Genomic DNA, 26,224 nt, shown 5'->3' with positions numbered 1-26,224 from the left:
TGGTCCTTTTTTAGTGGATTTGGACGGGTTACCACCTGACTTATCCATTATAAAGGACTTTTTCTATGCATAAAATAATAAAAGTGAACATTTCGAGTATTTTTAATAGTGAAATTAAATTAATGCAACACTAGTGAAATAATATAAATAAATATAAAACAGCTATCCCCTGAAAAAAATTAGGAGGTAAATATGAATAAAAAAATCCTATATTTAATTATTTCATTATTAATTTTATGCACTTTTTCTTTAGTTTTTTTAAAAATTAGCAATTCCAAAGCTAACCAAAGTGAAGAAGAAGACTTTAACTTCTCATCCGTAAAAGGTATACTTATTTATTCTTTTTGGGATAGCTATATCTTTGCAAATAAAAATGAGGAAGTAAAAATCCAGATTCCCGTATATGATTTTGATTCAGAGCTAAAATCCTCTAATATTAAATTAGAAAACTTTCATATTGGAGAAGTAAAAGATTTAGAGCTAACCCCTAAAAATAAATTCAAAGACTTTGACCAATATATTCTTGATATTACTCTAATTCCTGAAAAAGAGGGTCAACATAATTTAGATGATTTAAGATTAACAATTACTACAGAAGAAAATGAATATAACCAAACTTTAGGAAAGTGGAACTTTGAAATACAAGAAGAACAACTAAACAATAGTTTTCTTGAAATTAAGGGTGGGACTTTGTTAGAGAATTGGACAGATAATTATAACAATAATTTTGAATATTCAACTAACCTTCATAATATAAGCGACTCAAGTATCCTAATTAAAGATATAGAAATAAATAATCCTAGAATAAATATAGTAACTGGAATTTCACAGGATGTTTTATACAAAATGAAAGAGAACAGATTTACTATAAATCTAAATATTAACCAAACTAAAGGTAATGCCGTTATTAGACCAAAACTAGTATACAGTATAGATAACAAAGAAATGTTCATGCCACTAAATCAAGCCATCTATGCTTCAACTGTCCCTTATTCCGAGCTAGTGGAAATTTTACAAGAAAACGGAATGTTAAATAAAGAAAAATAGATAAAAAAGCACTTCCTAGATGATACATTTAGTATCTTACCAAGAGGTGCAGATGTTTGATTATGCATTGTTTGAATTTAGACTTACTTTTCTTTTTAAGATATTTACTAAATCATTGAATCATTCTTATACTAATTCGAAAGGTGACCCAAATAAGACATCCCCAATCTTTTCTTTTAATTTTAAAGGAAAGATTACGTTTGGTTTTGTCTATTTAGCGAGTCACCTTTCTACATTAAAGCTCTAATTCTCCCATTCTTAGAAGCTCTACAACAGCCTGTGAACGCCCCTTCACGCCCAGCTTCTGCATAGCATTAGAAATATGATTTCGAACTGTTTTTTCGCTTATGAATAAATCACTGGCGATTTCCTTAGTCGTTTTGTCTTGGACTAGCAGTTCAAATACTTCTCTTTCTCTTTTGGTTAATAATGGCTTGTGAGTAAATTCATTCTCCTTCAAGTAGTGTAACCCTCCTTGCCTTTGCCAGCTATGAACTTTGGGATGGGTATAGTTATAGTCTGAATATATTATGTAAAATGACACCTTGGAGTGACTGGATTTATGGAAATTGGGAAAGGTTTTTGCCTTTTTAATTTTTTCTTTTCCATTCCATCTTTTTATTATGTATTTAGAAAAGAATTCCATTGTATAATTAGTATATATTTCCGTATTTAAACCAAGGAGGCAATGAATGAAAAAAGCATATCAGTTCGTAATTTCCGTTATAGTCATTTTTATTCTAAGTGCTTCCATCTAGGCTACAAACAGTTTTTCCAATAATAAGGAACAAGTGAAAAGAGCTGTTGAAAATCATCTTTACAATATAAGACATTACAAGCAAAAGGCTATAAAAAAAATCGAGGTTCACTACGCCATGTTTGGATTTCATGCGATTGTCATTTTCCATGATGAAAAAGATGTTGCTTATACTTATATGTATAATCTGAAAATAAAAGGGTTTATCAGCATTCTTTCAATAAGCTTAATGGAGATGCAATCTCCAGCATTATGGCCAAACATTCCGAGGAAAAGGAGTCATAATAAACTTCCTAAAAAATTAATGGTATAATGGAAAGAAAATTGCACTTGTAAATCTCTAAGTTTTGGTGATAATAATGGATTTAAACATTGAATTCTTGACTAAATTACATCAGGAGCTACTTCAGGATACATATTTTGATTATGAAGGAGAAGGTACTAGTTGTATTGACTTCGTTACCATAATGGGAGCCTTATTTTATTTTGAACACCAATCAAAAAAAGCAAAGAAGGATAATAAATTAATTATTCCAGTATTCCATGCAATCCTTTGGGAAGAAAACAGACCACTACTAGAAAAACTAATAGCTTGGATATTGGATGAACCTCTTCATCTTCAATTCCAACCAATCGATACTGATCTTCTTTCACCTTCGTTTTTACTGCCTAATCAGCATGATGTAACCTTGTTTTTAGATGATTTAGATTCCATCATTGGTGTTGCGCAAAATGCAAAGTCTTCTACTGCCTCCGATTATATTAGACTAGTAAATAAGGAAAATGAAAAATCAAAGCAAGGGAAACTAGCCTCCTTCCTGAGGAGTAAAGGAACAGATTCTACTGAGATTATTACCTTAAATTCAGCGATTTCCAAGAAAATTAGAAAGCAACAATCATCAGTTAGCCTCTGTCTACTCGTTTCGATTGCTGCTGTAAAAACATTTTTCAACGGTGGGAAGTATGTATATGTTTATCAACTGAGTAAAATGAATCCAGATCCTTCAAATGGTTTTAATATATGGAAAAAATCAATGCATCCGAATACATTTAAACATTTAAATGATATTTATGCTGGTTTGGATCTTCATTTGCAAATTCAAACTCCTATACTTTTGAAATCTGTTCAGTCTCTCATGCTTGATTTGCCTAAAGAGTATAAAATCCAAATTAAGAACACGATAAGCTGTGTACGAATGAGTAGAAATGGAGCTATTCTTCCGTGTGGAATATGTCTTTCTTGCCTGCAAAGAAAAATAGCTTTATCCTCATGCAATAGCGAAGTGTATGATACGTTCTATCACTATGATTATGAGCAAAAAATATCAGATATAGAAAACGACGGAGATCGGACAATTTTTTTGGAAAGTATTCAACAAATGGAAAGTATCTGCTCTTATTTGGAAAACAAATTACCTACGCTATCTTTAGAAGAACAATATATAGCAAAGGAATTTGCCAATGCTTATTATCAATATATGACAAAGTATCAAACGTAAAGAAGAGGCTGGGACAAAACTAAATAACTAATCTTTAAAGACGAACAATCTTTAATTTAACTCTTAAATAAAGCTACTTTATCTATGTTTTTAAATCTAGATAAGTGTAAAAACTAAGTCGTTCCATTGCGCTACAGACGCTCGATGCGCCGGGGAGGAAGCTAAGCCTCCTCGCTGCGCTGCGGGGTCTCAGCCTTTCCTCTATTTCCCGCAGGAGTCGAGCGTCCTCCGCTCCATTCCACTTCGTTTTTAAACCTTTTTCTAAAAAACAAACACGAACTATAATGCAATCTAATTACATTAAAGTTCGTGTTTGTTGTTGGTTGAAATACTTTTGTCCCAGCCTCTTTGATTAATGATCACTACCAAAGAAATCCTTAAACGCTTGAAAAGTTGCTTCACGGTTTAATGCTGCAATCGATGTAGTCAATGGAATTCCTTTTGGACAAGACTGCACACAGTTTTGTGAGTTACCACAATTAGCTAGTCCACCATCTCCCATAATTTCTTGCAATCTCTCTTCTTTATTCATTTCTCCAGTTGGATGAGAATTGAAAAGACGAACTTGAGAAAGTGGCGCTGGTCCAATGAAATCTGATTTGCTATTTACGTTTGGACATGCCTCTAAGCAAACTCCGCAAGTCATACATTTCGATAACTCATATGCCCATTGTCGTTTTTTTTCTGGCATTCTTGGGCCTGGTCCAAGATCATACGTACCATCAATCGGGATCCATGCTTTTACTTTCTTCAAGCTATCAAACATTCGGCTGCGATCCACTTGAAGATCACGGACGACTGGGAATGTTCTCATTGGTTCTAAACGAACCGGCTGTTCCAATTGATCAATTAGCGCCGTACAGGATTGGCGTGGTTTTCCATTAATAACCATTGAACAAGCTCCGCAAACTTCTTCTAAACAGTTCATATCCCAAGCTACTGGAGATGTTTTTTTCCCGTCGCTTGTGACAGGATTTCTGCGAATCTCCATTAATGCAGAAATTATATTCATATTAGGACGATACGGCAAAGTAAATTCTTCTACATAAGATGGTGAATTAGGGTCATCTTGTCTTTCAATTTGTAACGTTACTGTTTTTTGCTCCCCCATTTTATTTCACTCCCTCTTTTTGCTTTGAATAATCTCTTTTTCTCGGTTTGATTAAGGAGGTATCCACTTCTTGATAATGGAAATCTGGCGCCTTGTTTCCACCAACAAATTTAGCCATTGTTGTTTTTAAGAAATCTTCATCATTTCTTTCCGGGAATTCCGGCTTATAATGTGCTCCACGGCTCTCATTTCGGTTGTATGCACCAAGGGTAATCACACGTGCTAGCTGAAGCATATTCTCTAATTGACGAGTAAATACGCCTCCTTGATTCGACCATTTTGCCGTGTCATTAATATTAACATTTTTATAACGCTCTAATAGCTCTTGAATCTTATCATCTGTTGCAAGCAACTTATCGTTGTAACGAACAACTGTCACATTGTCAGTCATCCATTCTCCTAATTCCTTATGAAGAACATAGGCATTTTCTGTTCCATCCATTTTCATGATATCCTGCCATTTGGATTCTTCTTGTTTCATAGCTGAATCATATAGAGCAGATGATAAATCTTCTGCGCTTTTGCTTAATCCACTGATATATTTAACCGCATTTGGACCTACTACCATGCCGCCATAAATTGCCGAAAGTAAGCTATTTGCTCCCAAACGGTTGGCTCCATGCTGAGAATAATCACATTCTCCTGCAGCAAATAGGCCTGGGATATTCGTCATTTGATCATAATCCACCCATAATCCACCCATGGAGTAATGAACTGCAGGGAAAATTTTCATCGGAAGCTTACGTGGATCTTCGCCAGTGAATTTTTCGTAAATCTCGATAATGCCGCCTAGCTTAATATCAAGCTCTTTTGGATTTTTATGAGATAGATCTAAATACACCATGTTTTCCCCATTGATGCCGAGCTTTTGATCGACACAAACATGGAAAATTTCGCGGGTTGCGATATCCCTTGGCACAAGGTTTCCATAAGCTGGATACTTCTCTTCTAAGAAATACCATGGTTTCCCATCTTTATACGTCCAGATACGGCCGCCTTCCCCACGAGCTGATTCACTCATTAAACGGAGTTTATCATCACCTGGAATTGCAGTTGGATGAATTTGGATAAATTCACCATTTGCATAATAAGCTCCTTGCTGATAAACAACAGATGCTGCTGAACCAGTATTGATAATGGAGTTCGTAGATTTTCCGAAAATAATTCCAGGACCTCCTGTTGCCATAATAACAGCATCTGCAGGGAAGGATTTAATCTCCATTGTCTTTAAATCTTGGGCTTTAATTCCTCTGCATACCCCTTCATCATCTGTGATAATTCCAAGGAATTCCCAACCTTCATACTTTACCACAAGCCCATCGACTTCATAACGTCTTACTTGTTCATCTAATGCATAAAGTAACTGTTGTCCAGTTGTTGCTCCGGCAAAGGCTGTTCGATGATATTGAGTTCCTCCAAAACGACGGAAGTCAAGTAATCCTTCTGGTGTCCGGTTAAACATAACACCCATTCTATCCATCAAATGGATAATTCCTGGCGCAGCTTCAGCCATTGCTTTAACTGGCGGTTGGTTTGCTAAGAAGTCCCCACCGTACACTGTATCGTCAAAATGTTCCCAAGGAGAATCTCCTTCCCCCTTCGTATTTACCGCTCCATTTATTCCACCTTGAGCACAAACGGAATGTGATCTTTTTACAGGCACAAGGGAAAACAGTTCTAAAGGAGTCCCTGTTTCTGCTACTTTGATTGCTGCCATTAATCCTGCCAAGCCACCGCCAACGATGATAACTTTCCCTTTCTTCATAACAAACGTTCACTCCCTCATCTATTGCTCTATTAATCTACTATTATTAAACAAATGCAAAAATTGCTCGTACACCTACAATTGTTAATGCAACAAAAATTCCTAGTGTTACATATGTATTAATTCGTTGCGATTTAGGAGAAACCGTAATACCCCAACTAACACAGAAGGACCATAATCCATTAGAGAAGTGGAAAATTGTTGAGATAACTCCTACTAAATAGAATACTAACATCCATGGATTAGCTAAATTTTCACTCATCATCTCATAATTTACTTCTTGCCCTAATTGTGCAGCCACTCTTGTTTCCCATACATGCCAAACGATAAATATTAATGTGATAATCCCTGTCACCCTTTGGATATAGAACATCCAATTTCGAAAGTATCCATAATTTTTTGTATTATTTTTGGCTGTAAACGCAATATAGATTCCATAAATTGCATGATACAATATCGGTAAAAATATTACAAAAATTTCAAGAAAATACCGAAAAGGCAAATGCTCCATAAATCCAGCTGCCTTATTAAAAGATTCTGGACCGTTAGTTGCAAAATGATTGACAACTAAATGTTGGATTAAAAATACCCCTACGGGAATTACCCCTAATAAAGAGTGAAGCCTTCTGAATAAAAACTCTCGATTTGCTGCCATAAAATTCCCCCCTAATTGATGACATACTCCCTTTGCCCATAAAGCGATAACATACCCAAAAATTCTTACAATTTAGTGACAATTTAATTGTACTCTTAAAAAAAATTGCGGTCAAGAAAACGGATACATTAAATAAATTTTCTTTCGCTTTTTTTCTATCTATATGTGAAAAAAAGTAAAAATTTCCTCCTTTCTATTATTCGAATAAATTTAATATGCAAATCAAATAATAGAATCAACAACAAAGCCATTTAGAAAATATTTTTAATACAAATTTTGATTAAGGCAACCTAATATTTTGATATTGGTTTGGGGACTGCAACTTCTTGTTTAGCCTGTTTTTTCTCCCCTTTCCTCCTTTCTTACAGGAATTTGATTCCCTGCTGTTCGCAACTTTTATGAAAAAGTTATAACCTACTAAATGAGCTTTCAAGAGTGTTTGGCATTGCTAAATTAAAAAATCATTCTCTTTTCTTATGATTTTTTTTCGTTTATACAGTATACTATTTAGACAATATATTTTATTCTATTTTATTGGAATCCATACTTTTTTACATCATTAATTATTGTATGGAATAATCCTTCATGACTTAATATGATGACTTTTTAAGGAGATTACTTCTTCTAAGTAAGTGAATATAATAGAATGGTAGAAAGAGGAGAGCATATTGAGTAATTTAACATCCGTAGAAGAAAAAAAACAGGTGGAAGCTGCTGATCCGCTTACTGTTCCCGCATATGGATATGAATTAATTCGAGAAATACTTATCCCAGAATTATTAGGCCGTGAAACCCCTGATCTTTTATATTGGGCAGGTAAACGTATTGCTCGCTTATTTCCTTTACAGGCAATAGAAGAAGCTTATGCTTTTTTTCAAAAAGTCGGATGGGGTAATTTAGAAGTCGTGAAACAAACCAAAAATGAAATTACCTATCATTTATCCAGCGAACTCATTGAAAAAAGATTAAAGGAAAAAGGGAAATGCACATTTCAACTAGAAGCAGGATATTTAGCTCAGCAATATGAGCAGACAAAAAATGTTATTACTGAAGCCTTTGAAGACCCAAAAAGAAAAAATCATAAAGTTACCATTACTGTTCGATGGGATAGTAAAGATTCAGTAGTGGAATAATGAGATGACTCCGTATGACGTAAGGAATTTTCTATCAGCTCCTTACGTCATATGGAGTTTTTTAAATGGTGAATGCATTTATTTTTTCTTGGAGTTCGACTGCTACATCTGATAATGAGCTGGCTGCTGCTTTTATTTCTTGCATTGCAGCTAATTGTTCTTCGGTTGAGCTTGCCATTTCCTCAGAATAAGCTGCATTCTCGCTTGAAATGGTTAATAATTCATTTGCTGATATACTTACCATTTGTACTTGCTCTGCTATTTGATTAGACAGATTAGCAACTTCCGTCATCTGTGGTGAAATGTTTTTTACACGATGAATAATGCCACTAAAGGCTTCAAAAGTTTGCTCGGATGCCAGTATTCCCTTTTGAACACTTTTTGTAACTGTTTCCATCCCGTCAACAGTTGTTTTTGTATTCGTCAAGATGTTAGTAATAATATCGGCAATTTCTTGCGCAGATTGTTCTGACTGCTTGGCAAGTTTTCCAACTTCTGTCGCAACTACGGCAAATCCTTTTCCATGCTCACCTGCTCTTGCAGCTTCTATTGCTGCATTTAAGGCAAGCAAATTTGTTTGGTTAGCTATTCCACTAATAGTCTCTACAATAGATTCTATTCTTTGCGAGTGTTCTTGTAAGGAATGAATTTGCTGATTCGATGCTTCAACGGAATGATATATTTCATTCATCTGGCTCAGCGTATTGTTTACCGTATTCTCTCCTTCTTGTGCCTGAATGACTGTCTCATTTGTCAATGTGGAAACAATTTTTGCATTTTCGGCAACTTTATTAACATGATTCTCTATTTCCTTTAATGCATTAGAATTTTCCATTAAATTATCCTTCTGTATTTCGGCCTTACTTGAAACTTCCTCCAATGCTCCAGCTACATATTCAGATGCAGATGCTGTTTGATCAGAGCTTGCAAGCAATTGCTCAGACGAAGCGGCAATATGTTCCGATTTTTCGTTTACATCTTTAATGATACTATGTAGATTTTTTGCCATATTTTTAAACGCGTGAGCTACTTGGCCTATTTCATCCTCTCTATAAATGTCTACTTTCTCTGTTAAGTTCCCCTCACTCATTTTTATTGCTGTTTCCTTCAAGTTATTTAATGGTCTAATAAAGGAATTAATGAGCAAGAATACAAAGAATCCGCTTACTAATAACGACACTACAATTACTAGAACAGTTTGATACAAAATAGGAAAAGTCATATCATTAATTTCTGACTTATCTACAACACCAGTGATTTTCCAGCCTACTGTTTCATTCGTTATATATTGCAGAATATAGTTATTTTCTCCATCGGCTAGATCGATGCTTCCCTCATTTTTGTCGAACATTTGATTAAACACTGTCTGTTCAGCAGCTGTACCGGCTTCTTCCTTTGGATGTACAATATATTTTTTATCTTGATTTAAAATGATGATATAGCCTTTATCACCTATTTTTACATCTGAAACCAAGCTTTTTATTCGCTCTAAGCTAACTTCCATTCCTACTACACCTTTTTTATCCTCCGTCTGTTTAGAAACAGCCACAACTAAACTGCCTGTAGCAATCGAAGTATAGGGACTAGAAACGTAAACAACCCCCTCTTTCTCCATCCCGTTTGTGTACCATGCATCTTTCCTTGGATCATAGCCTTTTCCTTGAATACTATTCGGAGATTGGATGAGTGTTCCTTCTTTAGAACCAAAGAAAACGCTCTCAATTTCTGGATTCATTTCCATGTATTTATCAAATTCTGTCTTTACCGTCGAATAACTTTCTTCTGATTCATCAAAATTAACTTTTTCCGAATAAATCACCGTTTGATAGATACTGGTGCCTAATGTATTCCTAATAATATTGTCGACTATTTTTACGTTTTCAGACGAAGTATTTAAAAATTGATTTTCCATTTGATTTCTCGCTTTTATATATGAAAACGTGCTAATAATTAAACTTGGAATAATTAATATTAGTGCAAAAGAAATAATCATTTTGGTTTTCAACTTCATTTTAAATCTTGTTTTGCTCTTCTCCTTAGTTCTTTTTACCCTATTCCAACTCATTTTCTTCATAGCAGAACCTCCTTTATAGTAAAATATTCCTCTTTTTATATCTTACCATATATATTAAGCGTTTTCATAACAAAATTTTCTATTTTCCATTTTTGAAAATCAAACTAAAAAGCCGCTCCCTAATCCAAGCTTTTGGAAAGAAGCGGCTTTTTGTTTTTATGCATTCACTGGAATTTTACTTAATTCAAACGCATCATGCAATGTTTCTACTGCTTTAACCATATTCTCTTTTTCGATAACAGTGGAAACTTTAATTTCTGATGTGCTCACCATTTTAATAACAATTTCTTCAGCTGATAATACTTTAAACATATCTGCTGCAACACCTGGATTGGAAATCATTCCAGAACCAACAATAGATACCTTGGCTAAGCCTTGTTCAGAAGTAACTTTATCATATCCTAGTACACTCTTATTTTCTTCTAATACTTTTAAGGTTTCTTCTAAATCACTATCTTTAATGGAAAATGATAGGTTTGTCAGCTGATCATTAGTAAGACTTTGGATAATAATATCTACATTTATATGATGAGATGCAAGTGTTGTGAAAATAGTAGAAAGACTTGTTAACGGATTTTTTAATCCAAATACCGTAACACTCGTAATATTATCTTCAAACGCAACTCCACGTACGACTAAATTTTGTTCCATTGAAACTTCCTCCTCGATGATTGTTCCTTCTTCTTGTTCCATACTGGAGCGGACCACTAATGGAACCTGATAGTTTTTTGCATATTCTACCGCTCTTGGATGCAGAACCCCTGCCCCTAAATTCGCTAATTCTAACATTTCATCGTAGGAAATAGCTAATAGCTTTCTAGCATTTTTAACAAACCGAGGATCTGTTGTGAAAACACCGGTTACGTCTGTATAAATGTCACATTTATCCGCTTTTAGCGCTGCTGCAATAGCAACTGCTGTTGTATCAGAACCACCGCGACCAAGTGTGGTAATATCACCAGCTTCTGTAACTCCTTGAAATCCTGCGACAATAACCACTTTACCATCTTGAATTTGCTTTTGAACTTTTTCTGTTTGCATGTTTAAGATTCTAGCATTGCCATGAACGTCCTCTGTTTCTATTCCTGCTTGCCAACCAGTATAAGAAATAGCGTCAACGCCTTTTGCCTGTAACGCCATGCTAAGAAGGCTAATTGTAATCTGCTCTCCAGTTGATAGTAATACATCCATTTCCCGTTTGGACGGCTTTGGATTTATTTCATTTGCTAGCGTCACAAGGGAATCTGTTGTTTTCCCCATTGCAGAAACAACAACAACTACATCATTGCCTCGATTTTTTTCCTCCATTACTCTTTCTGCTACATGTAGTATTCTTTCAGCACTACCTACTGATGTTCCACCGAACTTTTGTACAACTAAACCCAAAGTCATTCCCTACCTTCTTGTAATCTTAGAGGTTTCTTTTTCTTTCTCATTGCTTTTTATTTATGTATTTCCTTTTCTTTTCCAATAATTTTAAATTCCAGAAAAAACGGATTAAAAAAAGCAATGAGAAATATCTCATTGCTGTGCAGGCCAATAATAGTATTAATTCGCACAAACAGTGAGATAGCTCTCCAAAACAGTTCCTTGTTTTGACAATCTTACATTTATTCAATGCAAAACCAGTAAAAAAAGCCATGAGAGCTTTCTTTACTTCGGCGATCTATCCCTTTCATAATTCTTCTCTGAAGCTCATTCTTCTCCGAATTATTACTATTGAAGTTCGCACCTCTACCTTCACTTATTAAGTTATAAGTTGCCATCATTATAGCATAATGTTTTCATTCCAACAAACATTATTTTCTATTCTTGTAATTTAGCAAGTAGCTGTTCCGCCACATTTGTTGGTATTCCAATTTCTAAGAACTCTTCCATCGAGGCTTCTTTCATTTTCTTGACTGAACCAAAAGTCTTTAACAATAATTTTCTACGTTTCTCCCCAATGCCAGGAATATCGTCTAATATAGATTGAAAAGCATTTTTCCCTCTTAATTGACGATGAAACGTAATCGCAAAACGGTGAACTTCATCTTGGATTCTCTGCAATAAATAGAATTCCTGACTATTTCGCTCCAGTGGAATAATCTCTAAGGGATTTCCATATAGCAGCTGTGAGGTACGGTGCTTGTCGTCTTTCACTAATCCCGCAACTGGAATATCTAAGCTCAATTCGTCTAGCAGAACCTCTCTAACTGCCTCTAAGTGTCCCTTGCCTCCATCAATTAAAAGTAAGTCTGGCAGTGGCAATCCTTCTTTTAAAACTCGTTGATACCTTCTACGAACTACTTCACGCATCGATTCGTAGTCATCTGGACCTGTTACTGTCTTAATTTTATATTTGCGGTATTCTCGTTTCGACGGTTTTCCATCGATAAATACAATCATTGCAGACACAGGATTTGTCCCTTGAATATTACTATTATCAAAAGCTTCAATTCGGAGCGGAGTATATATACCGATTTGCTTCCCTAGGTTTTCAACCGCTTTTATTGTCCGCTCTTCGTCTCTTTCGATTAAGGCAAACTTTTCTTTTAAGGCATTTTTCGCATTTTTATTTGCCAATAAAACAAGTTCCTTTTTTTGTCCCCTTTGTGGCTTTGTTACTTTTACCTTTAATAACTGTTCAACAATATCCCCTTGTATATCGTCTGGAAGATAAATTTCCTTTGGCTTAAAATGATTGGCTTTATCATAAAATTGTCCTAGATAAGTCAACATTTCCTCTTCCGGCTCTTGATAAATAGGGAACATACTAACATCTCGTTCAATTAGTTTCCCTTGCCGAACAAAAAATACTTGAACACACATCCAACCTTTGTCATAGGAATAGCCAAAAATATCTCTGTCCACTAAATCCGTCATCATCATTTTCTGCTTTTCCATTGTTGCTTCAATATGGGCAATTTGATCGCGATATTCCTTCGCGCGTTCAAAATCTAATTCTCCTGATGCTGCCATCATTTTTTCGGACAAGTCTTTTTTTATTTCTTTGTACCCACCATTTAGGAATTTTGTAATATCATCCGTCATTTTCTTATATTCCTGCTCACTAACCTCATTCACACATGGAGCCAGACATTGCCCCAAATGGTAATATAAACATACTCTATCTGGTAATACATTACACTTCCGTAAAGGATAGATTCGATCAAGAAGCTTCTTCGTCTCATTAGCCGCTTGTACATTCGGATATGGACCGAAATACTTTCCTTTATCCTTCTTTACATTTCGCGTTGTAATGAGTCTTGGATGTTTTTCTGCCGTTAATTTGATAAACGGATAGCTTTTATCATCCTTCAACATAATATTGTATTTTGGATCATGCTTTTTAATCAGATTTATTTCTAAAATAAGCGCTTCGATATTGGAAGAGGTTATGATATATTCAAAATCTTCTATTTCATTGACTAGTCTTAATGTCTTTCCATCGTGAGAGCCTGTAAAATAGGAACGAACCCGATTTTTCAGCACTTTTGCTTTTCCAACATAAATAATCGTGCCTTGTCGGTCCTTCATTAAATAACAACCAGGCTGATCAGGTAAGATCATTAATTTATTTTTAATGATATCGTTCAATGTTTTCCCTCCCAGCATGCAAACCTAAACAAACGAACATATATACTATCTTCTCTAATTATAGAGAATTTCATCGAATCATCAAGGAAAAAGTATAGGATGGAAATATTTTATGAGAACGGTTTTATTTTTGGATTCGGATTGGATGGGTTTTGCCTTTTTAATAAATTAATTATTGGTTGAGATATTTCCTCGATGAATGCCACTTATTTGTTTTTCCTATTATTTGTGGTTTTCATTCCTTCTATGAACGCCTCTTTTCTTGCTTTTCCTCTTACTCGTGGTCTTTATCCCTCCCCAGAACCCACCATTTACAGAAACATATCTACATACATCCTTCGTTCCACCAATAAAAAAACTGTAAACACTTCCTCATTTTCTGAGTGTGTCTACAGTTATTTCCTCTTCAAAGAAGATTAAATTCTTTATTAAACATGTTTAGATAATAATTCTGAAAGAGCTTCTTTAGGTTGGAAACCTACTACTTTATCTACAACTTCACCATCTTTAAGAACTAGTAATGTTGGAATACTCATTACGCCAAATTTAGATGCTGACCCTTGGTTTTCATCTACATCTACTTTTACGATTTTTACACTGTCTCCGATTTCTCCATCTAGTTCTTCTAGAACGGGAGCAATCATTTTACAAGGTCCACACCATGGAGCCCAGAAATCTACTAGTACTACACCTGAACCTGTTTCTTCTTGGAAAGTTTGATCTGTTGCATGTGTAATTGCCATTTATTATTTGCCTCCTTATTTGATAATCTAACAATATCGAAAGTATACCATGCTTTCAAGAATGATACTAATAATATGTTTCAAATATCATTTTCCCCTATAACTTGATAATACATTCAAGATATTTCGATTGTTGGATTGTCCCATTCTTTCATTAAGGCAGGGATTATTTCAAAGAGGTCTCCTACAATTGCATAATCGGCTACTTCAAAAATAGGCGCATGAGGATCTTTGTTAATGGCTATGATTGTTTTGGCTGATGTAACACCCACTAAATGTTGGATGGCTCCGGAAATACCGCAAGCAATATAAAGATCAGGAGCTACAGTTTTACCTGTTTGACCAAGTTGCATTGATGCATCACATACACCTAATTCTACAGCTCCTCTTGATACACCAACCGTTCCACCAATAGTTTTTGCTAATTGATTAATCAGAGCAAACCCTTCTTCATTCTGAATTCCCCTACCCGCACCAACAATAATCTTTGCATCCTCCAAATTAAGCGTCTGCTGCTTTTTTTGTTCTAGTCCAATTAAAGTCGGAATAGATTTATCAATTTTTACTTTTAAGGAACGAATCGTACAATTCCTTTCTAACTTCTTCTGTGAAGCTTTCCACTTTTTCGGCTTAATTGTTAGAAAAAAAGTGGGCGTATTTACTTCTATTTTCTCTATTAATTTTCCAGAGTAAACAGGTCGAGTTAAGAATAACCTTTTTTCATTATATTCAACGCTCTCTACATTCGAATACAAAGGAATATCTAATTTTTCACTTAAATAGGGAGAAATGGCTTTGCCTATATCTGTGTGTCCCCACAGAAGGATAGCAGGATTAAGTTGGTCCCATACGGATAAAAGTGCTTTAGCATAAGGTTCATTTGAGAATCTAGAAAGCAAAGGATGCTCCACTAAAACAATTTGATCAACATCATATTGTTGCAATTCGCAAGCATCTTTTTTTCTATCTTCTCCCATTAATAAAAGGATAATCTCCGCCTCCCCTTGTAGTTGCTTTGCAGCTGAAATACACTCAAGGGTGATGGAGGAAATTTTATCTTGTTGATATTCGCCCAAAATAATAATTTTATCTTTCATTATTAATTCCTCCACTTATTCATGTAATGACTTTAACAATTTTGCTAACGCCATTACCTTTTCTTGTGTTTCTCCTTGAAAGATTGTCTGCTTTCGTTTCATTTTAGGGTATGCGTACTGTTTCGATTTTTCTTTTAATGCCATTTCTTCTGACTGCTTATACACTAAGGGTTTCTTTTTTGCCTTCATAATTCCAGCAAGTGAGGGCAGACGTGGAACATGTAATCCTTGTGGAATGGTGACTAAGAAAGGAAAAGCAACACAAAATGTTTCTATGTCCCCATCCGTGTTTCGTTTTAATATGGCGCTTTCTTCCTCTTTTTCGATTTTGACTGTTTTGGTAAAAAAGGGAATATCTAATAAGGCAGCAACTCGAGGTCCTACTTGACTAGTTGCTCCATCTGTAGAAAAATCTCCTGCTAAGATGATGTCAAAGTCAATCTCTCGCAAATATTCAGCGATTTTTTTAGCTATGGATGGCGCTTCATCTTCTGATGGGTGACATTCTATTAAAACAGCCCGATCTGCTCCCATAGCTAAAGCAGCTCTTAGTTGTTTCTCCCCTTCTTTTCCGCTTATCATTAACACTGTAATTTCGGTATTATATTTCTCTTTAAATTGCAATGCTTCTTCTAAACTAATTGCATCTGGCGGGTTGATGATGAAGTTATCGTCTTCCACAAAAACTTGTCCAGAATCAAGCACTAAAGATGCTTCAGGTGAAATGGTCCTCGATAATAAGACAACTAGATGCAATGCTTTATTACTCATTTATTTCTTCACTTTCTTCCTTTAATTGTCTTCTCAATATTTTACCAATTGCCGTTTTTGGAAGTTCTTTCCTAAATTCATAGATGCGAGGAACTTTAAACGACGCCAGCTTGCTGCGCATATATTTATTCAATTCTTCTTCCGTCACGGTCATGCCTTCTTGTAAAACGACAAATGCTTTAACCGTTTCTCCTCTATAAGGATCTTTTACACCAACAACTGATGCTTCCATAATAGCTGGATGTTCATACAAGACTTCTTCAATTTCACGTGGATAAATATTAAATCCACTGGCAATGATAATATCCTTTTTTCGATCGACGATATAAAAATAACCTTTTTCATCCATATATGCGATATCACCTGTTAATAACCAGCCATCTTTTAAAACTTTCTCGGTTTCTTCTTCATTATTCCAATAGCCTTTCATTACTTGTGGTCCCTTAATACCAAGTTCTCCAACTTCACCTACTGGTAACATTTCTCCTGTTTCTATGGAAAAAATTGCAGCATCTGTTCCAGGCCATGGCACACCAATGCTTCCTTTCACTATTTCATTGTCCCAAAGGAAATTCACATGGGTAACGGGAGATGTTTCTGTTAATCCATATCCCTCTACAATCTTTCCACCTGTCTTTTGCTCAAATTTTTCGATAACCTCGACTGGTAATGGAGCAGATCCACTTATCGCTCCTTTAATGGAAGAAAGATCGTATTTCTTAATATCTGGATGATTCATTAATCCAATATAAATAGTAGGTGCGCCTGGAAAGATAGTCGCTTTTTGTTTTTGGATTGTTTTTAATAGATCTGTTGCGTCAAATCTTGGAACAAGAATCATCTTATACACTTCCATCACAGATAAAACAAGGACTGTCATAAGACCATACACATGGAATAATGGCATTACTGCAAGCATGATTTCCTTGCCTTTTTCCATCTTATATAGCCATTGTCTACACATAGAGGTATTTGAAACTAAATTTTGGTGGGTTAGAATAACTCCTTTAGGAAATCCTGTCGTACCTCCTGTATATTGCAGGATTGCTATATCTTTTTCAAAACTAATCGATACTTCTTTAAGCTTATAGTTCTTCTTTATTGTTTGGGTAAAAAGATGAGTGGATTTTGATGATGGAATAATTGGAGGCTTTCCCTGCTTTTTTGCTTGCACGAAAGGATAGACAATATTTTTTGGAAATGGAAGGTAATCTTTAATAGAAGTTACAATGATATGTTCTAAATCTGTTTGCTCCTTCACTTTCTCCACTCTGTTATAAAGCATATCTAATGTAATAACTGCTTTCGCACCTGAATCTTTCAATATAAATTCTATTTCTCTTTCTTGATACAAAGGATTTACCGGAACTACAATAGCTCCCGCCTGCAAAATCGCATAAAAGCTAATAACTGTTTGAGGAATATTTGGAAGCATTACAGCAACCCTATCCCCTTTTTCTATCCCTAAATTTTGTAGATATGCTGCTAATTTTAATGTTTTTTTGTATAGTGTTTTAAAAGTCATTTCTTTTCCCATAAAATGAATGGCTTTATGCTTTGCATACTCTTTTGCGGCATTTTCTAATAATTGTGGGAGAGTATCTGCCCGATAGTAGACATTTTTGGCTATTTGGTCGGGGTAAAGTTTTAACCATCTTTTCTCAGTTTCCAACACAATTCCTCCATTTAATTCTATTATTGTACTAGCTTATTATATGGAAGAATACTTTAATTGGATTATGTATAAGCCTACTTTTAATCGAATAGAAAAAATAGGCTTATATTGCTGGAACCAAGTAAAAGGGACCATCACTAAGTGAAAGCCCCTTTAATTTGGTCATTATTAAGAAATGCCTGCTCCTATAACGAAAGATAAACCGATGGATATAATCATGGAAATAAACCCTACAGCTCGATTATCATTTTTTATTTCTTCATCAATCTTAAATTTTGGTGTTAAAAATTCAAAAATGAAATAGCCGATTAGTAATAGTATAAATCCATACACACCCCATACTATCATTGTCAATAAAGAGTCATTATGCATAATCGAATGTCTAAATACATTTGCAATACCGAATATTTTGCCGCCTGTAGCCATAGCAACAGCAATATTGCCATTTTTGATTTCATCCCAATTATTATATTTTGTGACGAGTTCAAAAATAGCCAAAAATACAACTAGGCTTAAAATAACAACACTATAATCTCCTGCCGTTTTTACATATTCATTTTCCCAAAATTGATCCATAAGGTTTCTCCTCTACCATTTTCTTTAAAAGAAGGGATTATTTAAATTCCACTACAGTTACGCCGCTTCCACCTTCTCCTGCTTCCCCAAAACGAATTCTCTTCACCGCTCTATGATTTTTTAAATACTCTTGAACACCTGAGCGAAGTGCACCTGTTCCTTTTCCATGAATAATCGAGACACGAGGATAGCCAGCAAGGAGACTATCATCAATATATTTTTCTACTCTTGCTAAAGCATTCTCGAATCTTTCGCCACGCAAATCTAATTCCAAGCTCACATGATAATCTCTTCCTTTTATTGTAGCAAGCGGTTTTGTTTCCACTACCTTTGGTGCTTTTATGAATTCAAGATCCTTTTCTTTCACTTTCATTTTCATAATGCCAATTTGAACTTGCCATTCCTTATCTGAAACCTTTTCTAGTAATTGTCCCTTTTGATTAAAGGTAAGGACCTTTACTTCATCTCCTGGCTGATAAACATGGTTTGTATTGGCTGCTGCTTGTTGTTTTTTTATTTCTATTTGTGGCGTTGCATCCTCTAAACGTTTTCTAGCATCAATTAATTCATGCTCCTTAATTTCAGCACGTTTTTCAAGCTGCATTTTTCTTAAATCACCAATTACAGCTTCTGCTTCTTTCTTTGCTTCTTCCATAATTTCCTTTGCTTCTTTTTTCGCTTTTTCCTGCAGTGTTTCTTTCTTTTCGTAATATTCCATTACCTGTTTCTGTAAATCACGATGAAGCATTTCTGCTTGCTTTAATAAATCTTTAGCATCTTCATGCTCCCGTTCAGCCTGTCTACGGCTTTCTTCTAAAGAAGCAATCATATTCTCAATTTTATTACTGTCTTCACTAACATGTGAACGAGCCGTTTCAATAACATCTTCTTTTAAACCTAGTCGTTTACTAATCTCAAAGGCATTACTTCTACCTGGTACGCCGATTAGTAATCGATAGGTTGGGCTTAGTGTTTCAATATCAAATTCTACACTCGCATTCACAACACTTTCTCTGTTATATCCGTATGCCTTTAGCTCTGGATAGTGAGTTGTTGCGATAACCCTTGCACCTCTTTTATTTACTTCATCAAGAATAGAGATAGCAAGTGCTGCCCCTTCTTGCGGATCTGTTCCTGCTCCTAACTCGTCGAATAAAACAAGGCTCTCATGGTCCACCTTTTCAAGTATGCCTACGATATTTACCATATGGGAGGAGAAAGTACTCAATGATTGTTCAATAGATTGTTCATCTCCAATATCTGCATAAACGGATTTAAATACACCCATTTCAGAACCATCTAAAACTGGAATTTGGAGTCCTGCCTGCGCCATTAACGTACATAGTCCTACCGTTTTTAAGGTTACCGTTTTACCACCTGTATTTGGCCCTGTTATCACAATCGATTTATACGTATCTCCAAGGACAATGTCATTTGCTACAACAACTTCTGGTGGTATAAGTGGATGCTTAGCCTTAAGAAGTACAATTTTTCCCTCATCGTTGATTTTTGGTTTCGATGCTTTTAAGCGGTGAGCGTATTTGGCTTTTGCAAACATAAAATCAATGTCAGCTAATACCGTAACAATATGCAATAATTCCTCTTCATTTTGCGCAACAAGTGCCGTCAATTGGGTCAAAATACGGTCTATCTCTTGCTGTTCCTTGACTCGAATTCCTTGCAACTCATTATTTAAGGTAACTACAGACTGTGGTTCAATAAACAAAGTTTGCCCTGAAGCACTTTGATCATGAACAATTCCACCATAATTCCCTCTATATTCTTGTTTAACTGGAATAACATAGCGATCATTTCTTATTGTAATAATACTGTCTGAAAGCATCTTTTGGGCATTTGAGGAACGAATCATACTTTCTAGCTTCTCCCGTACCTTTGCTTCGTTTCTACGCAATTGATTTCTCAACGTTCTGAGTGTATCACTTGCACTGTCTAGAACCGAACCCTGTTCATCAATCGCCATCTTTATTTCTTCTTCTAATTCGGCTAATACCGTGATACTATCTGTTAAGGTAAAAAGAATAGGCACAGCTTCTTCTTCATGAAATTCTTCAATGAAACGTTTCATTTGTCTACTAGTATGAACAGTACTTGCAACATGATTTAATTCGATAGGACTCAGCATTCCACCGATAGAAGACCTTTTCACATGGGCACCGATATCATAAATCCCATCAAGAGGAATTGTTCCCCGCATTCGGTATACTTTAGCCGCTTCATCTGTTTCTTCTTGCCATCTTACTACCTCATTGTAATCCGTTGATGGAATTAGTTCTTCTACTTTATTTCTGCCTAAAGAGGAAGAAACATGCTCCATTAATTGCGCTTTTATTTTATCAAATTCTAACGTTTTTAATACTCTTTCCTGCATGGAGTAATCTCCTTTGCTATCCCGCTTATGGGTTAATGATGTTTGTAAGTATTCTCTATTTGCTTATATATTAGCCTTTATACAAAAATTCCAATAGTTCTTCCTTTGTCATCGCATTTAGGACCGTCGATTTTTTAATCCAGCCTTTTTTTGCTGTGGAAACACCTATTGCCATATTATGAAGCTCATGCTTATAATGGGCATCTGTATTAATAACAATCTTCACGCCAGCATCCTGCGCCATTTTAATATACGTAGCATTTAAATCTAAACGGTTCGGATTACTATTTAGCTCCAAAACAGTGTTCGTTTCTTTTGCTAATTGAATAAGCATGTCCATATCGACAGCATATCCATCCCTTTTCCCAATTTTTCTACCAGTTGGGTGTGCAATGATATCGACATACTTATTTTCCATGGCTGCTTTTAAACGAGTCATAATCTTTTCCTTCGATTGGGAAAACGCAGAATGAATGGAAGCAATAACAATATCTAATTCTTTCAATAAATCTTCCTCATAATCTAAAGTCCCATCAGGAAGAATATCCATTTCCGCCCCAGCTAAAATAGTGATATCATCATACTTTGCATTAAGTCTTTTAATTTCTTGTATTTGCTTGCGTACTCTTTCTGGTGTTAATCCATTTGCTACCTTTAAATATTGGGAATGGTCCGTTATCGCCATATATTGATAGCCTAAATGACGGTTCGCTTCTACCATTTCCTCTAATGTATGTGCACCATCACTTGCTGTTGTGTGCATATGCAAATCACCTTTAATATCTTCCAAGGAAATGAGCTCACTTTGATCTGAATAGTTGTCTACTTCTTTTCCATCTTCTCTTATTTCAGGAGGAATGAATGGTAGTCCGAAATAATGATAGAAAGCTTCTTCTGATTCGAAGGTTTTAATTTCTCCTGTTTCATTATTCTCCACACCATATTCGCTTATCTTTTCTCCACGTTCCTTTGCTAGCTGTCTCATTCGCACATTATGTTCCTTTGAACCGGTGAAATGATGTAGCGTTGTTGCAAATTCATTTGGCTTTACTAAACGAAAGTCTATAGAGACGTCGTAATCGAGTCCAAGAACAATACTTACTTTTGTTGCACCTGCTCCAATTACCTCTTTAATAGAGGAAAGCTGAAGCAACTGTGTTTTCACTTGTTCAGGATTCTCTGTTGCAATAATAAAATCTAAATCTTTAATGGTCTCTCTCACTCTTCTTAAGCTTCCTGCTCTTGAATAGCGGACAACCCCCTCCATTTTCGATAATGCCTCTTCAATCGAAACAGCAATTGGGATCATAAAGGCAATCGGTAATCGATCTGGTCTTGATCCAACATTTTGCAGAGATTCTAGTATTTTTTCCTCTGTCTTTTTTCCAAATCCCTTTAACGCTTGAACTTTTCCTTCTAAACAGGCATTTTTTAAATCATCAGCATTTTCAACAGATAGCTCTTTATATAATCTCGCTATCTTCTTCCCACCAAGACCTGGTAGCTGTAGCAAAGGAATTAACCCTTTCGGAACTTCGTCTTTCAATTCTTGCAATACGGAAGACTTTCCTTCTTTTATATATTCTTCTATAACAGCCGCTGTTCCCTTGCCGATGCCAGGCAACTGTGTTAAATCTGTTATCTCGGTTAAATTGTATTCACTTGTTTCTATTGTATTTGCAGCTTTTCGAAAAGCTGAAATTTTAAAAGGATTTTCTCCTTTAAGCTCCATATATATCGCTATTTGCTCTAATAATCGAATAATATCTTTGTTTGTTATTGTCATTTCATCACCTACATGGATATAATAAATCTTCTATTTTCTAAATTCTGCCTACACTACATATCATACCATGAACTTCAATATTTCAATAATGATGTTCGTAATTGCTAACCACACAAAAAACTCCACTAGCTACATACAAAGCTAGAAGAGTTTCCTAATTTCTATGAAGCGATATAGTCGAACCATAAATCTTTAATTTTCTCTGAAAAATAAGGAGTATTTTCTATCATCCAAGCTGCTACAGAGGATTCGTTTAATTGAGCTTGTATAAAATCAATTGGGATTAAAATAGAAATATATAATAGAAGGAATAATAGCAAATACGTTTCGATAAATCCTAATACAGCACCAGCCCATGTATTTAACTGTTTTAAAATTGGAATACTAGCAACAAAATCTATCATACTACCAAGAATTTGCCAAATAATTTTCACGACAAAAAATATCACAATAAAGGAGAATCCTCTGTAAAAAACATCTTCTATATTCGCAGTCTGAATAAAAGAATGTAGAAAACTGCTTTCTCCTGTATTTGGATAGGGAATCCATAGTGTTAATTTTTGCGATAGTGGTATGTAATATTTATTAGCAACAATAAACGCAACAATAAATCCTGTTAAGTGTATAATTTGCATAATAAATCCTCTTTTTAGTCCTCTTAAAAGACCAAAAAGCAGCAATATAACCAAAATAATATCCAACATGAACATTGTCAGTCCTTTTCTCTTTTTAATTCTTCTTCCAGTTCTTTCACTCGATCTTCTAGCTTTACATAGTCATTTACTATATTAACAGCAGTAAGGACTGCTAGTTTATTTAAATCAAGTGAGGGATTCATGACATGAATTTCACGCATTTTTTTATCTACTATGGAGGCAACCAGTCTAACATGACTAGAAGGTTCTTCCCCTATTATTGTATATGGTGTTCCGTATATATCAACATTTGTACGATTTTTAGGGGTATTTGACACGCCCATGCCTCCATTCTAAAGAATCCTAGTTTCTATCATATCATGAACTATTCTTGCTAGGGAAGTCATTCGAATAGATTCTATCTCAAGACTTGTTATAAGGGGAAAGAATTACTATTTCCATCAAGAAAAAAAGCATCCCAAAATAGAACGATGGGATGCTTTTTACTATTTCGTTAGCCTCTTAAAGTAGCTCCTGCTTGTTCTTCCACAGCTGCAAGTACTTTTTCGTGAACTTTACTGATCATTTCATCTGTTAATGTTTGTTCTGGATCGAAATAAGTTAAGGAGAATGCAATTGACTTTTTGCCTTCTTCCATTTTTTCTCCCTCATATAAATCAAACACTTGGACATCTTTCAATAATTTCCCACCGGCATCTCGGATGATTCCTTGAAGATTTCCTGCTAGAATTTGTTTATCCACAACAAGCGCTATATCTCTTGTTACATAAGGGAAGCGAGGAATAGAAGTATAGTGTAAAGCTTCTATTTCTACTGCAAATAATTTGCTTAAGTCTAGTTCAAAGCAATACGTTTCTTTTAAATCTAATTCCTTTTGCATTTGTGGATGAACTTGACCAACAAACCCAATAACGTCTCCATTAAATTCGATTTCAGCCGTTCTTCCTGGATGCATTCCTTCCATTTCCGCTCTTGTAAAAGTAATTTTCTCCGATACACCTAACTTTTGGAACAGACCTTCTAATACACCTTTTACAACAAAGAAATCAACAGCTTTCTTTTCTCCCTGCCATGGATGAGTGCTCCATATTCCCGTCACAGCTCCAGCTAAATGTTCTTTTTCTTCTGGAAGTTCCTGATTTTCATTCGCTAGGAAAACAACTCCTGTTTCATAAACGGCACTGCTCTCATTTTGTCTTGCTGCATTGTATTTTAGTACTTCTAAAAGCTGTGGTACGATACTTTGACGTAATAATGCACGTTCCTCACTCATTGGCATTGCAAGTTTAATTGGATTTCTTTTTTCTAAAGCAAAGCTATGGACTTTCGCTTCATTTGTTAATGAATACGTAATCGCTTGATATAAACCAGCTGATTCCAAATATCTGCGAGCCATACGACGCTTCTTCTGATAAGAAGTTAAGGTACCCGGTGTAGATGCGCCAATAGGCAATGTTTTCGGTAAATTATCATACCCATACAGACGGGCAACTTCCTCGATTAAATCTGCCTCAATGACAATATCATTTCTTCTCGTTGGAACCGTTACTGTGAACGTATCTCCCATAACTTGTGTTGTAAATTGTAGACTGTCAAAAATAGCAGTAACTGCATTTGACTCTAAAGAAGTTCCAAGGGTTTGATTAATTTTAGTTAGCGTAATGGAAACAACTTTTGGTTCAGCTGTTAATGTATCAACCGCTACTTCTCCTTCAAGCACCTCTCCGCTTGCATATAAATGCAATAATTGACATGCTCTATCTGCAGCTATGCGCACTCGATTTGGATCAATCCCTTTTTCATATCTAGCACTTGCTTCACTTCTTAACCCAATCACTTTTGATGATCTGCGAATGACTTTACTGTCAAAATAAGCAGATTCTAATAACACAGTGGTTGTATTAGATTGCACTTCAGAATTAGCGCCACCCATTACTCCAGCAACAGCAATTCCTTCTTTTCCATTCGTGATTAGTAAATTGTCTGCTGATAACGTTCTTTCTGCTTCATCAAGCGTCGTAATTTTTTCTCCACTTTGGGCTTTTCTTACTAGAATTTCTTTTGATCCTATTTTATCATAATCAAAAGCATGCAACGGCTGACCATATTCTAATAAAATATAGTTTGTAATATCTATTACATTGTTATGTGGACGAATTCCTGCTGCCATTAATTTTCCTTGCATCCATAATGGTGATGGAGCGATTTTAATATTCTTAATTACTCTTGCTGTATATAATGGTGTATCTCCATTTTCTTCGACAGATACTTGAATATAATCAGATGCTTTCTCGTTAATAGTTGGATATGCAGTATCAGGTAATTTAACATCTTTTCCTAAGATTGCTGCAACTTCATACGCTACACCAAGCATGCTTAAGCAATCAGCACGGTTTGGAGTTAACCCTAGTTCTAAGACAGCATCATTTCGTTGTAAGTATTCTAGGGCATTTTTTCCAACTTCCACATCGCTTGGAAAAACAAAAATACCTTGCGCATAATCTTTTGCAACCATTTTCCCTTCAATTCCAAGTTCTTGTAAAGAACAGATCATTCCATTTGATTCTTCACCGCGAAGTTTTGCCTTTTTAATCTTAAAGTTCCCAGGAAGTACTGCTCCTACTTTCGCGACAGCAACTTTTTGTCCCTTATCAACGTTAGGCGCTCCACAAATAATTTGAATTGGATCCCCTTCACCTACATCTACTAAGCATTTATTCAATTTGTCTGCATTTGGGTGTTGTTCACGCTCTACAACATAACCGATAACAACATTTTTAATCCCTTCATCAAGAATTTCAACACCTTCCACTTCAATCCCGCTTTTCGTTATCTTTTCCGCTAATTCATCGGGATTAATACCATTCAAATCTACATATTCATTTAACCAATTATAGGATACTAACATTTT

The 26,224-nt window shown here is 35.3% G+C and carries 21 protein-coding genes and 1 riboswitch; of the genes, 4 read left to right on the top strand and 17 right to left on the bottom strand.

The window, feature by feature from the left end; all coding sequences use genetic code 11:
• The first annotated feature begins 192 nt into the window (after positions 1–192).
• Positions 193–1,047 (top strand): hypothetical protein, encoded by an 855-nt coding sequence (locus ACTQ5K_RS18595; protein ID WP_441994194.1) that lies wholly within the window; start codon positions 193–195, stop codon positions 1,045–1,047.
• A gap of 235 nt (positions 1,048–1,282) precedes the next feature.
• Here ACTQ5K_RS18595 and gerE read toward each other — a convergent pair whose 3' ends face one another.
• Positions 1,283–1,507 (bottom strand): spore germination transcription factor GerE, encoded by a 225-nt coding sequence (gene gerE / locus ACTQ5K_RS18590; protein WP_016201768.1) that lies wholly within the window; start codon positions 1,505–1,507, stop codon positions 1,283–1,285.
• Between the two features lie 331 nt (positions 1,508–1,838).
• Here gerE and ACTQ5K_RS18585 point away from each other — a divergent pair, with 331 nt between their 5' ends.
• Together ACTQ5K_RS18585 and ACTQ5K_RS18580 are read left to right on the top strand one after the other, a co-directional pair.
• Positions 1,839–2,117: a hypothetical protein gene (locus tag ACTQ5K_RS18585; RefSeq protein ID WP_284561258.1), complete on the top strand. Its 279-nt coding sequence runs from the start codon at positions 1,839–1,841 to the stop codon at positions 2,115–2,117.
• Positions 2,118–2,163: 46 nt separating this feature from the next.
• Positions 2,164–3,303, top strand: a complete 1,140-nt coding sequence (locus tag ACTQ5K_RS18580) for a 7-cyano-7-deazaguanine synthase (RefSeq protein ID WP_251629475.1) — start codon at positions 2,164–2,166, stop codon at positions 3,301–3,303.
• Positions 3,304–3,655: 352 nt separating this feature from the next.
• Here ACTQ5K_RS18580 and sdhB read toward each other — a convergent pair whose 3' ends face one another.
• The 3 genes from sdhB to ACTQ5K_RS18565 are packed head-to-tail and all read right to left on the bottom strand — an operon-like array spanning position 3,656 to position 6,834.
• A complete protein-coding gene (sdhB, locus tag ACTQ5K_RS18575; protein ID WP_031534770.1) occupies positions 3,656–4,414 on the bottom strand; it encodes a succinate dehydrogenase iron-sulfur subunit in 759 nt (252 codons plus the stop codon).
• Between the two features lies 1 nt (position 4,415).
• Positions 4,416–6,179 carry a succinate dehydrogenase flavoprotein subunit gene (sdhA, locus tag ACTQ5K_RS18570; protein ID WP_251629474.1) on the bottom strand — a complete coding sequence of 588 codons (1,764 nt, stop codon included), beginning with the start codon at positions 6,177–6,179 and terminating at the stop codon, positions 4,416–4,418.
• Between the two features lie 46 nt (positions 6,180–6,225).
• A complete protein-coding gene (locus tag ACTQ5K_RS18565; RefSeq protein ID WP_031534774.1) occupies positions 6,226–6,834 on the bottom strand; it encodes a succinate dehydrogenase cytochrome b558 subunit in 609 nt (202 codons plus the stop codon).
• A 668-nt stretch (positions 6,835–7,502) separates the two neighbouring features.
• Between ACTQ5K_RS18565 and ACTQ5K_RS18560 the strand changes: the two genes are divergently transcribed.
• A complete protein-coding gene (locus ACTQ5K_RS18560; RefSeq protein ID WP_031534776.1) occupies positions 7,503–7,967 on the top strand; it encodes a YslB family protein in 465 nt (154 codons plus the stop codon).
• Positions 7,968–8,028: 61 nt separating this feature from the next.
• On the opposite strand, the gene ACTQ5K_RS18555 is transcribed toward ACTQ5K_RS18560, so the two are convergent.
• The 13 genes from ACTQ5K_RS18555 to pheT all read right to left on the bottom strand — a co-directional run bounded on the left by ACTQ5K_RS18555 (position 8,029) and on the right by pheT (position 26,221).
• A complete protein-coding gene (locus ACTQ5K_RS18555) occupies positions 8,029–10,041 on the bottom strand; it encodes a methyl-accepting chemotaxis protein (protein WP_441994193.1) in 2,013 nt (670 codons plus the stop codon).
• A gap of 156 nt (positions 10,042–10,197) precedes the next feature.
• Complete coding sequence (locus ACTQ5K_RS18550) at positions 10,198–11,427, bottom strand: aspartate kinase (protein WP_031534780.1); 1,230 nt, start codon at positions 11,425–11,427, stop codon at positions 10,198–10,200.
• Positions 11,428–11,603: 176 nt separating this feature from the next.
• Positions 11,604–11,786, bottom strand: a riboswitch (Lysine riboswitch).
• 61 nt (positions 11,787–11,847) lie between these two features.
• Complete coding sequence (gene uvrC, locus ACTQ5K_RS18545; protein ID WP_031534782.1) at positions 11,848–13,620, bottom strand: excinuclease ABC subunit UvrC; 1,773 nt, start codon at positions 13,618–13,620, stop codon at positions 11,848–11,850.
• A 428-nt stretch (positions 13,621–14,048) separates the two neighbouring features.
• Entirely contained in the window at positions 14,049–14,363 is a 315-nt protein-coding gene (gene trxA / locus ACTQ5K_RS18540; protein WP_031534784.1) for a thioredoxin, read from the bottom strand.
• A gap of 116 nt (positions 14,364–14,479) precedes the next feature.
• On the bottom strand, positions 14,480–15,460 hold the full coding sequence (locus tag ACTQ5K_RS18535) for an electron transfer flavoprotein subunit alpha/FixB family protein (RefSeq protein ID WP_031534786.1): 981 nt from the start codon (positions 15,458–15,460) through the stop codon (positions 14,480–14,482).
• Between the two features lie 15 nt (positions 15,461–15,475).
• Positions 15,476–16,231, bottom strand: coding sequence for an electron transfer flavoprotein subunit beta/FixA family protein (locus ACTQ5K_RS18530; protein ID WP_081836536.1), 756 nt, complete (start codon positions 16,229–16,231; stop codon positions 15,476–15,478).
• Entirely contained in the window at positions 16,224–17,903 is a 1,680-nt protein-coding gene (locus tag ACTQ5K_RS18525; protein ID WP_031534790.1) for a long-chain-fatty-acid--CoA ligase, read from the bottom strand. Before ACTQ5K_RS18525 ends, ACTQ5K_RS18530 begins: the two co-directional genes overlap by 8 nt.
• Before the next feature lie 171 nt (positions 17,904–18,074).
• Positions 18,075–18,482, bottom strand: a complete 408-nt coding sequence (locus tag ACTQ5K_RS18520; RefSeq protein ID WP_031534791.1) for a DUF350 domain-containing protein — start codon at positions 18,480–18,482, stop codon at positions 18,075–18,077.
• Between the two features lie 37 nt (positions 18,483–18,519).
• Positions 18,520–20,871 carry an endonuclease MutS2 gene (locus ACTQ5K_RS18515; RefSeq protein ID WP_031534793.1) on the bottom strand — a complete coding sequence of 784 codons (2,352 nt, stop codon included), beginning with the start codon at positions 20,869–20,871 and terminating at the stop codon, positions 18,520–18,522.
• Positions 20,872–20,941: 70 nt separating this feature from the next.
• Entirely contained in the window at positions 20,942–22,657 is a 1,716-nt protein-coding gene (gene polX / locus ACTQ5K_RS18510; RefSeq protein WP_031534795.1) for a DNA polymerase/3'-5' exonuclease PolX, read from the bottom strand.
• A gap of 161 nt (positions 22,658–22,818) precedes the next feature.
• Positions 22,819–23,361 carry a CvpA family protein gene (locus tag ACTQ5K_RS18505; RefSeq protein WP_031534796.1) on the bottom strand — a complete coding sequence of 181 codons (543 nt, stop codon included), beginning with the start codon at positions 23,359–23,361 and terminating at the stop codon, positions 22,819–22,821.
• 8 nt (positions 23,362–23,369) lie between these two features.
• Positions 23,370–23,630 carry a cell division protein ZapA gene (gene zapA / locus ACTQ5K_RS18500; protein WP_031534798.1) on the bottom strand — a complete coding sequence of 87 codons (261 nt, stop codon included), beginning with the start codon at positions 23,628–23,630 and terminating at the stop codon, positions 23,370–23,372.
• 176 nt (positions 23,631–23,806) lie between these two features.
• Entirely contained in the window at positions 23,807–26,221 is a 2,415-nt protein-coding gene (gene pheT / locus ACTQ5K_RS18495; protein WP_031534800.1) for a phenylalanine--tRNA ligase subunit beta, read from the bottom strand.
• Between the last annotated feature and the right edge of the window lie 3 nt (positions 26,222–26,224).

This window comes from Niallia sp. Sow4_A1, from assembly GCF_052116745.1.
Taxonomy (GTDB): Bacteria; Bacillota; Bacilli; order Bacillales; family Cytobacillaceae; genus Niallia; species Niallia hominis.
This window is presented reverse-complemented; position numbering and strand designations above follow the sequence as displayed.

Coding starts and splice junctions, on each gene's coding strand:
- ACTQ5K_RS18595 (WP_441994194.1), top strand. CDS start 193: ATGAATAAAAAAATCCTATATTTAATTATTTCATTATTAATTTTATGC.
- ACTQ5K_RS18580 (WP_251629475.1), top strand. CDS start 2,164: ATGGATTTAAACATTGAATTCTTGACTAAATTACATCAGGAGCTACTT.
- sdhB (WP_031534770.1), bottom strand. CDS start 4,414: ATGGGGGAGCAAAAAACAGTAACGTTACAAATTGAAAGACAAGATGAC.
- sdhA (WP_251629474.1), bottom strand. CDS start 6,179: ATGAAGAAAGGGAAAGTTATCATCGTTGGCGGTGGCTTGGCAGGATTA.
- ACTQ5K_RS18565 (WP_031534774.1), bottom strand. CDS start 6,834: ATGGCAGCAAATCGAGAGTTTTTATTCAGAAGGCTTCACTCTTTATTA.
- ACTQ5K_RS18555 (WP_441994193.1), bottom strand. CDS start 10,041: ATGAAGAAAATGAGTTGGAATAGGGTAAAAAGAACTAAGGAGAAGAGC.
- trxA (WP_031534784.1), bottom strand. CDS start 14,363: ATGGCAATTACACATGCAACAGATCAAACTTTCCAAGAAGAAACAGGT.
- ACTQ5K_RS18535 (WP_031534786.1), bottom strand. CDS start 15,460: ATGAAAGATAAAATTATTATTTTGGGCGAATATCAACAAGATAAAATT.
- ACTQ5K_RS18530 (WP_081836536.1), bottom strand. CDS start 16,231: ATGAGTAATAAAGCATTGCATCTAGTTGTCTTATTATCGAGGACCATT.
- ACTQ5K_RS18520 (WP_031534791.1), bottom strand. CDS start 18,482: ATGGATCAATTTTGGGAAAATGAATATGTAAAAACGGCAGGAGATTAT.
- ACTQ5K_RS18515 (WP_031534793.1), bottom strand. CDS start 20,871: ATGCAGGAAAGAGTATTAAAAACGTTAGAATTTGATAAAATAAAAGCG.
- polX (WP_031534795.1), bottom strand. CDS start 22,657: ATGACAATAACAAACAAAGATATTATTCGATTATTAGAGCAAATAGCG.
- ACTQ5K_RS18505 (WP_031534796.1), bottom strand. CDS start 23,361: ATGTTGGATATTATTTTGGTTATATTGCTGCTTTTTGGTCTTTTAAGA.
- pheT (WP_031534800.1), bottom strand. CDS start 26,221: ATGTTAGTATCCTATAATTGGTTAAATGAATATGTAGATTTGAATGGT.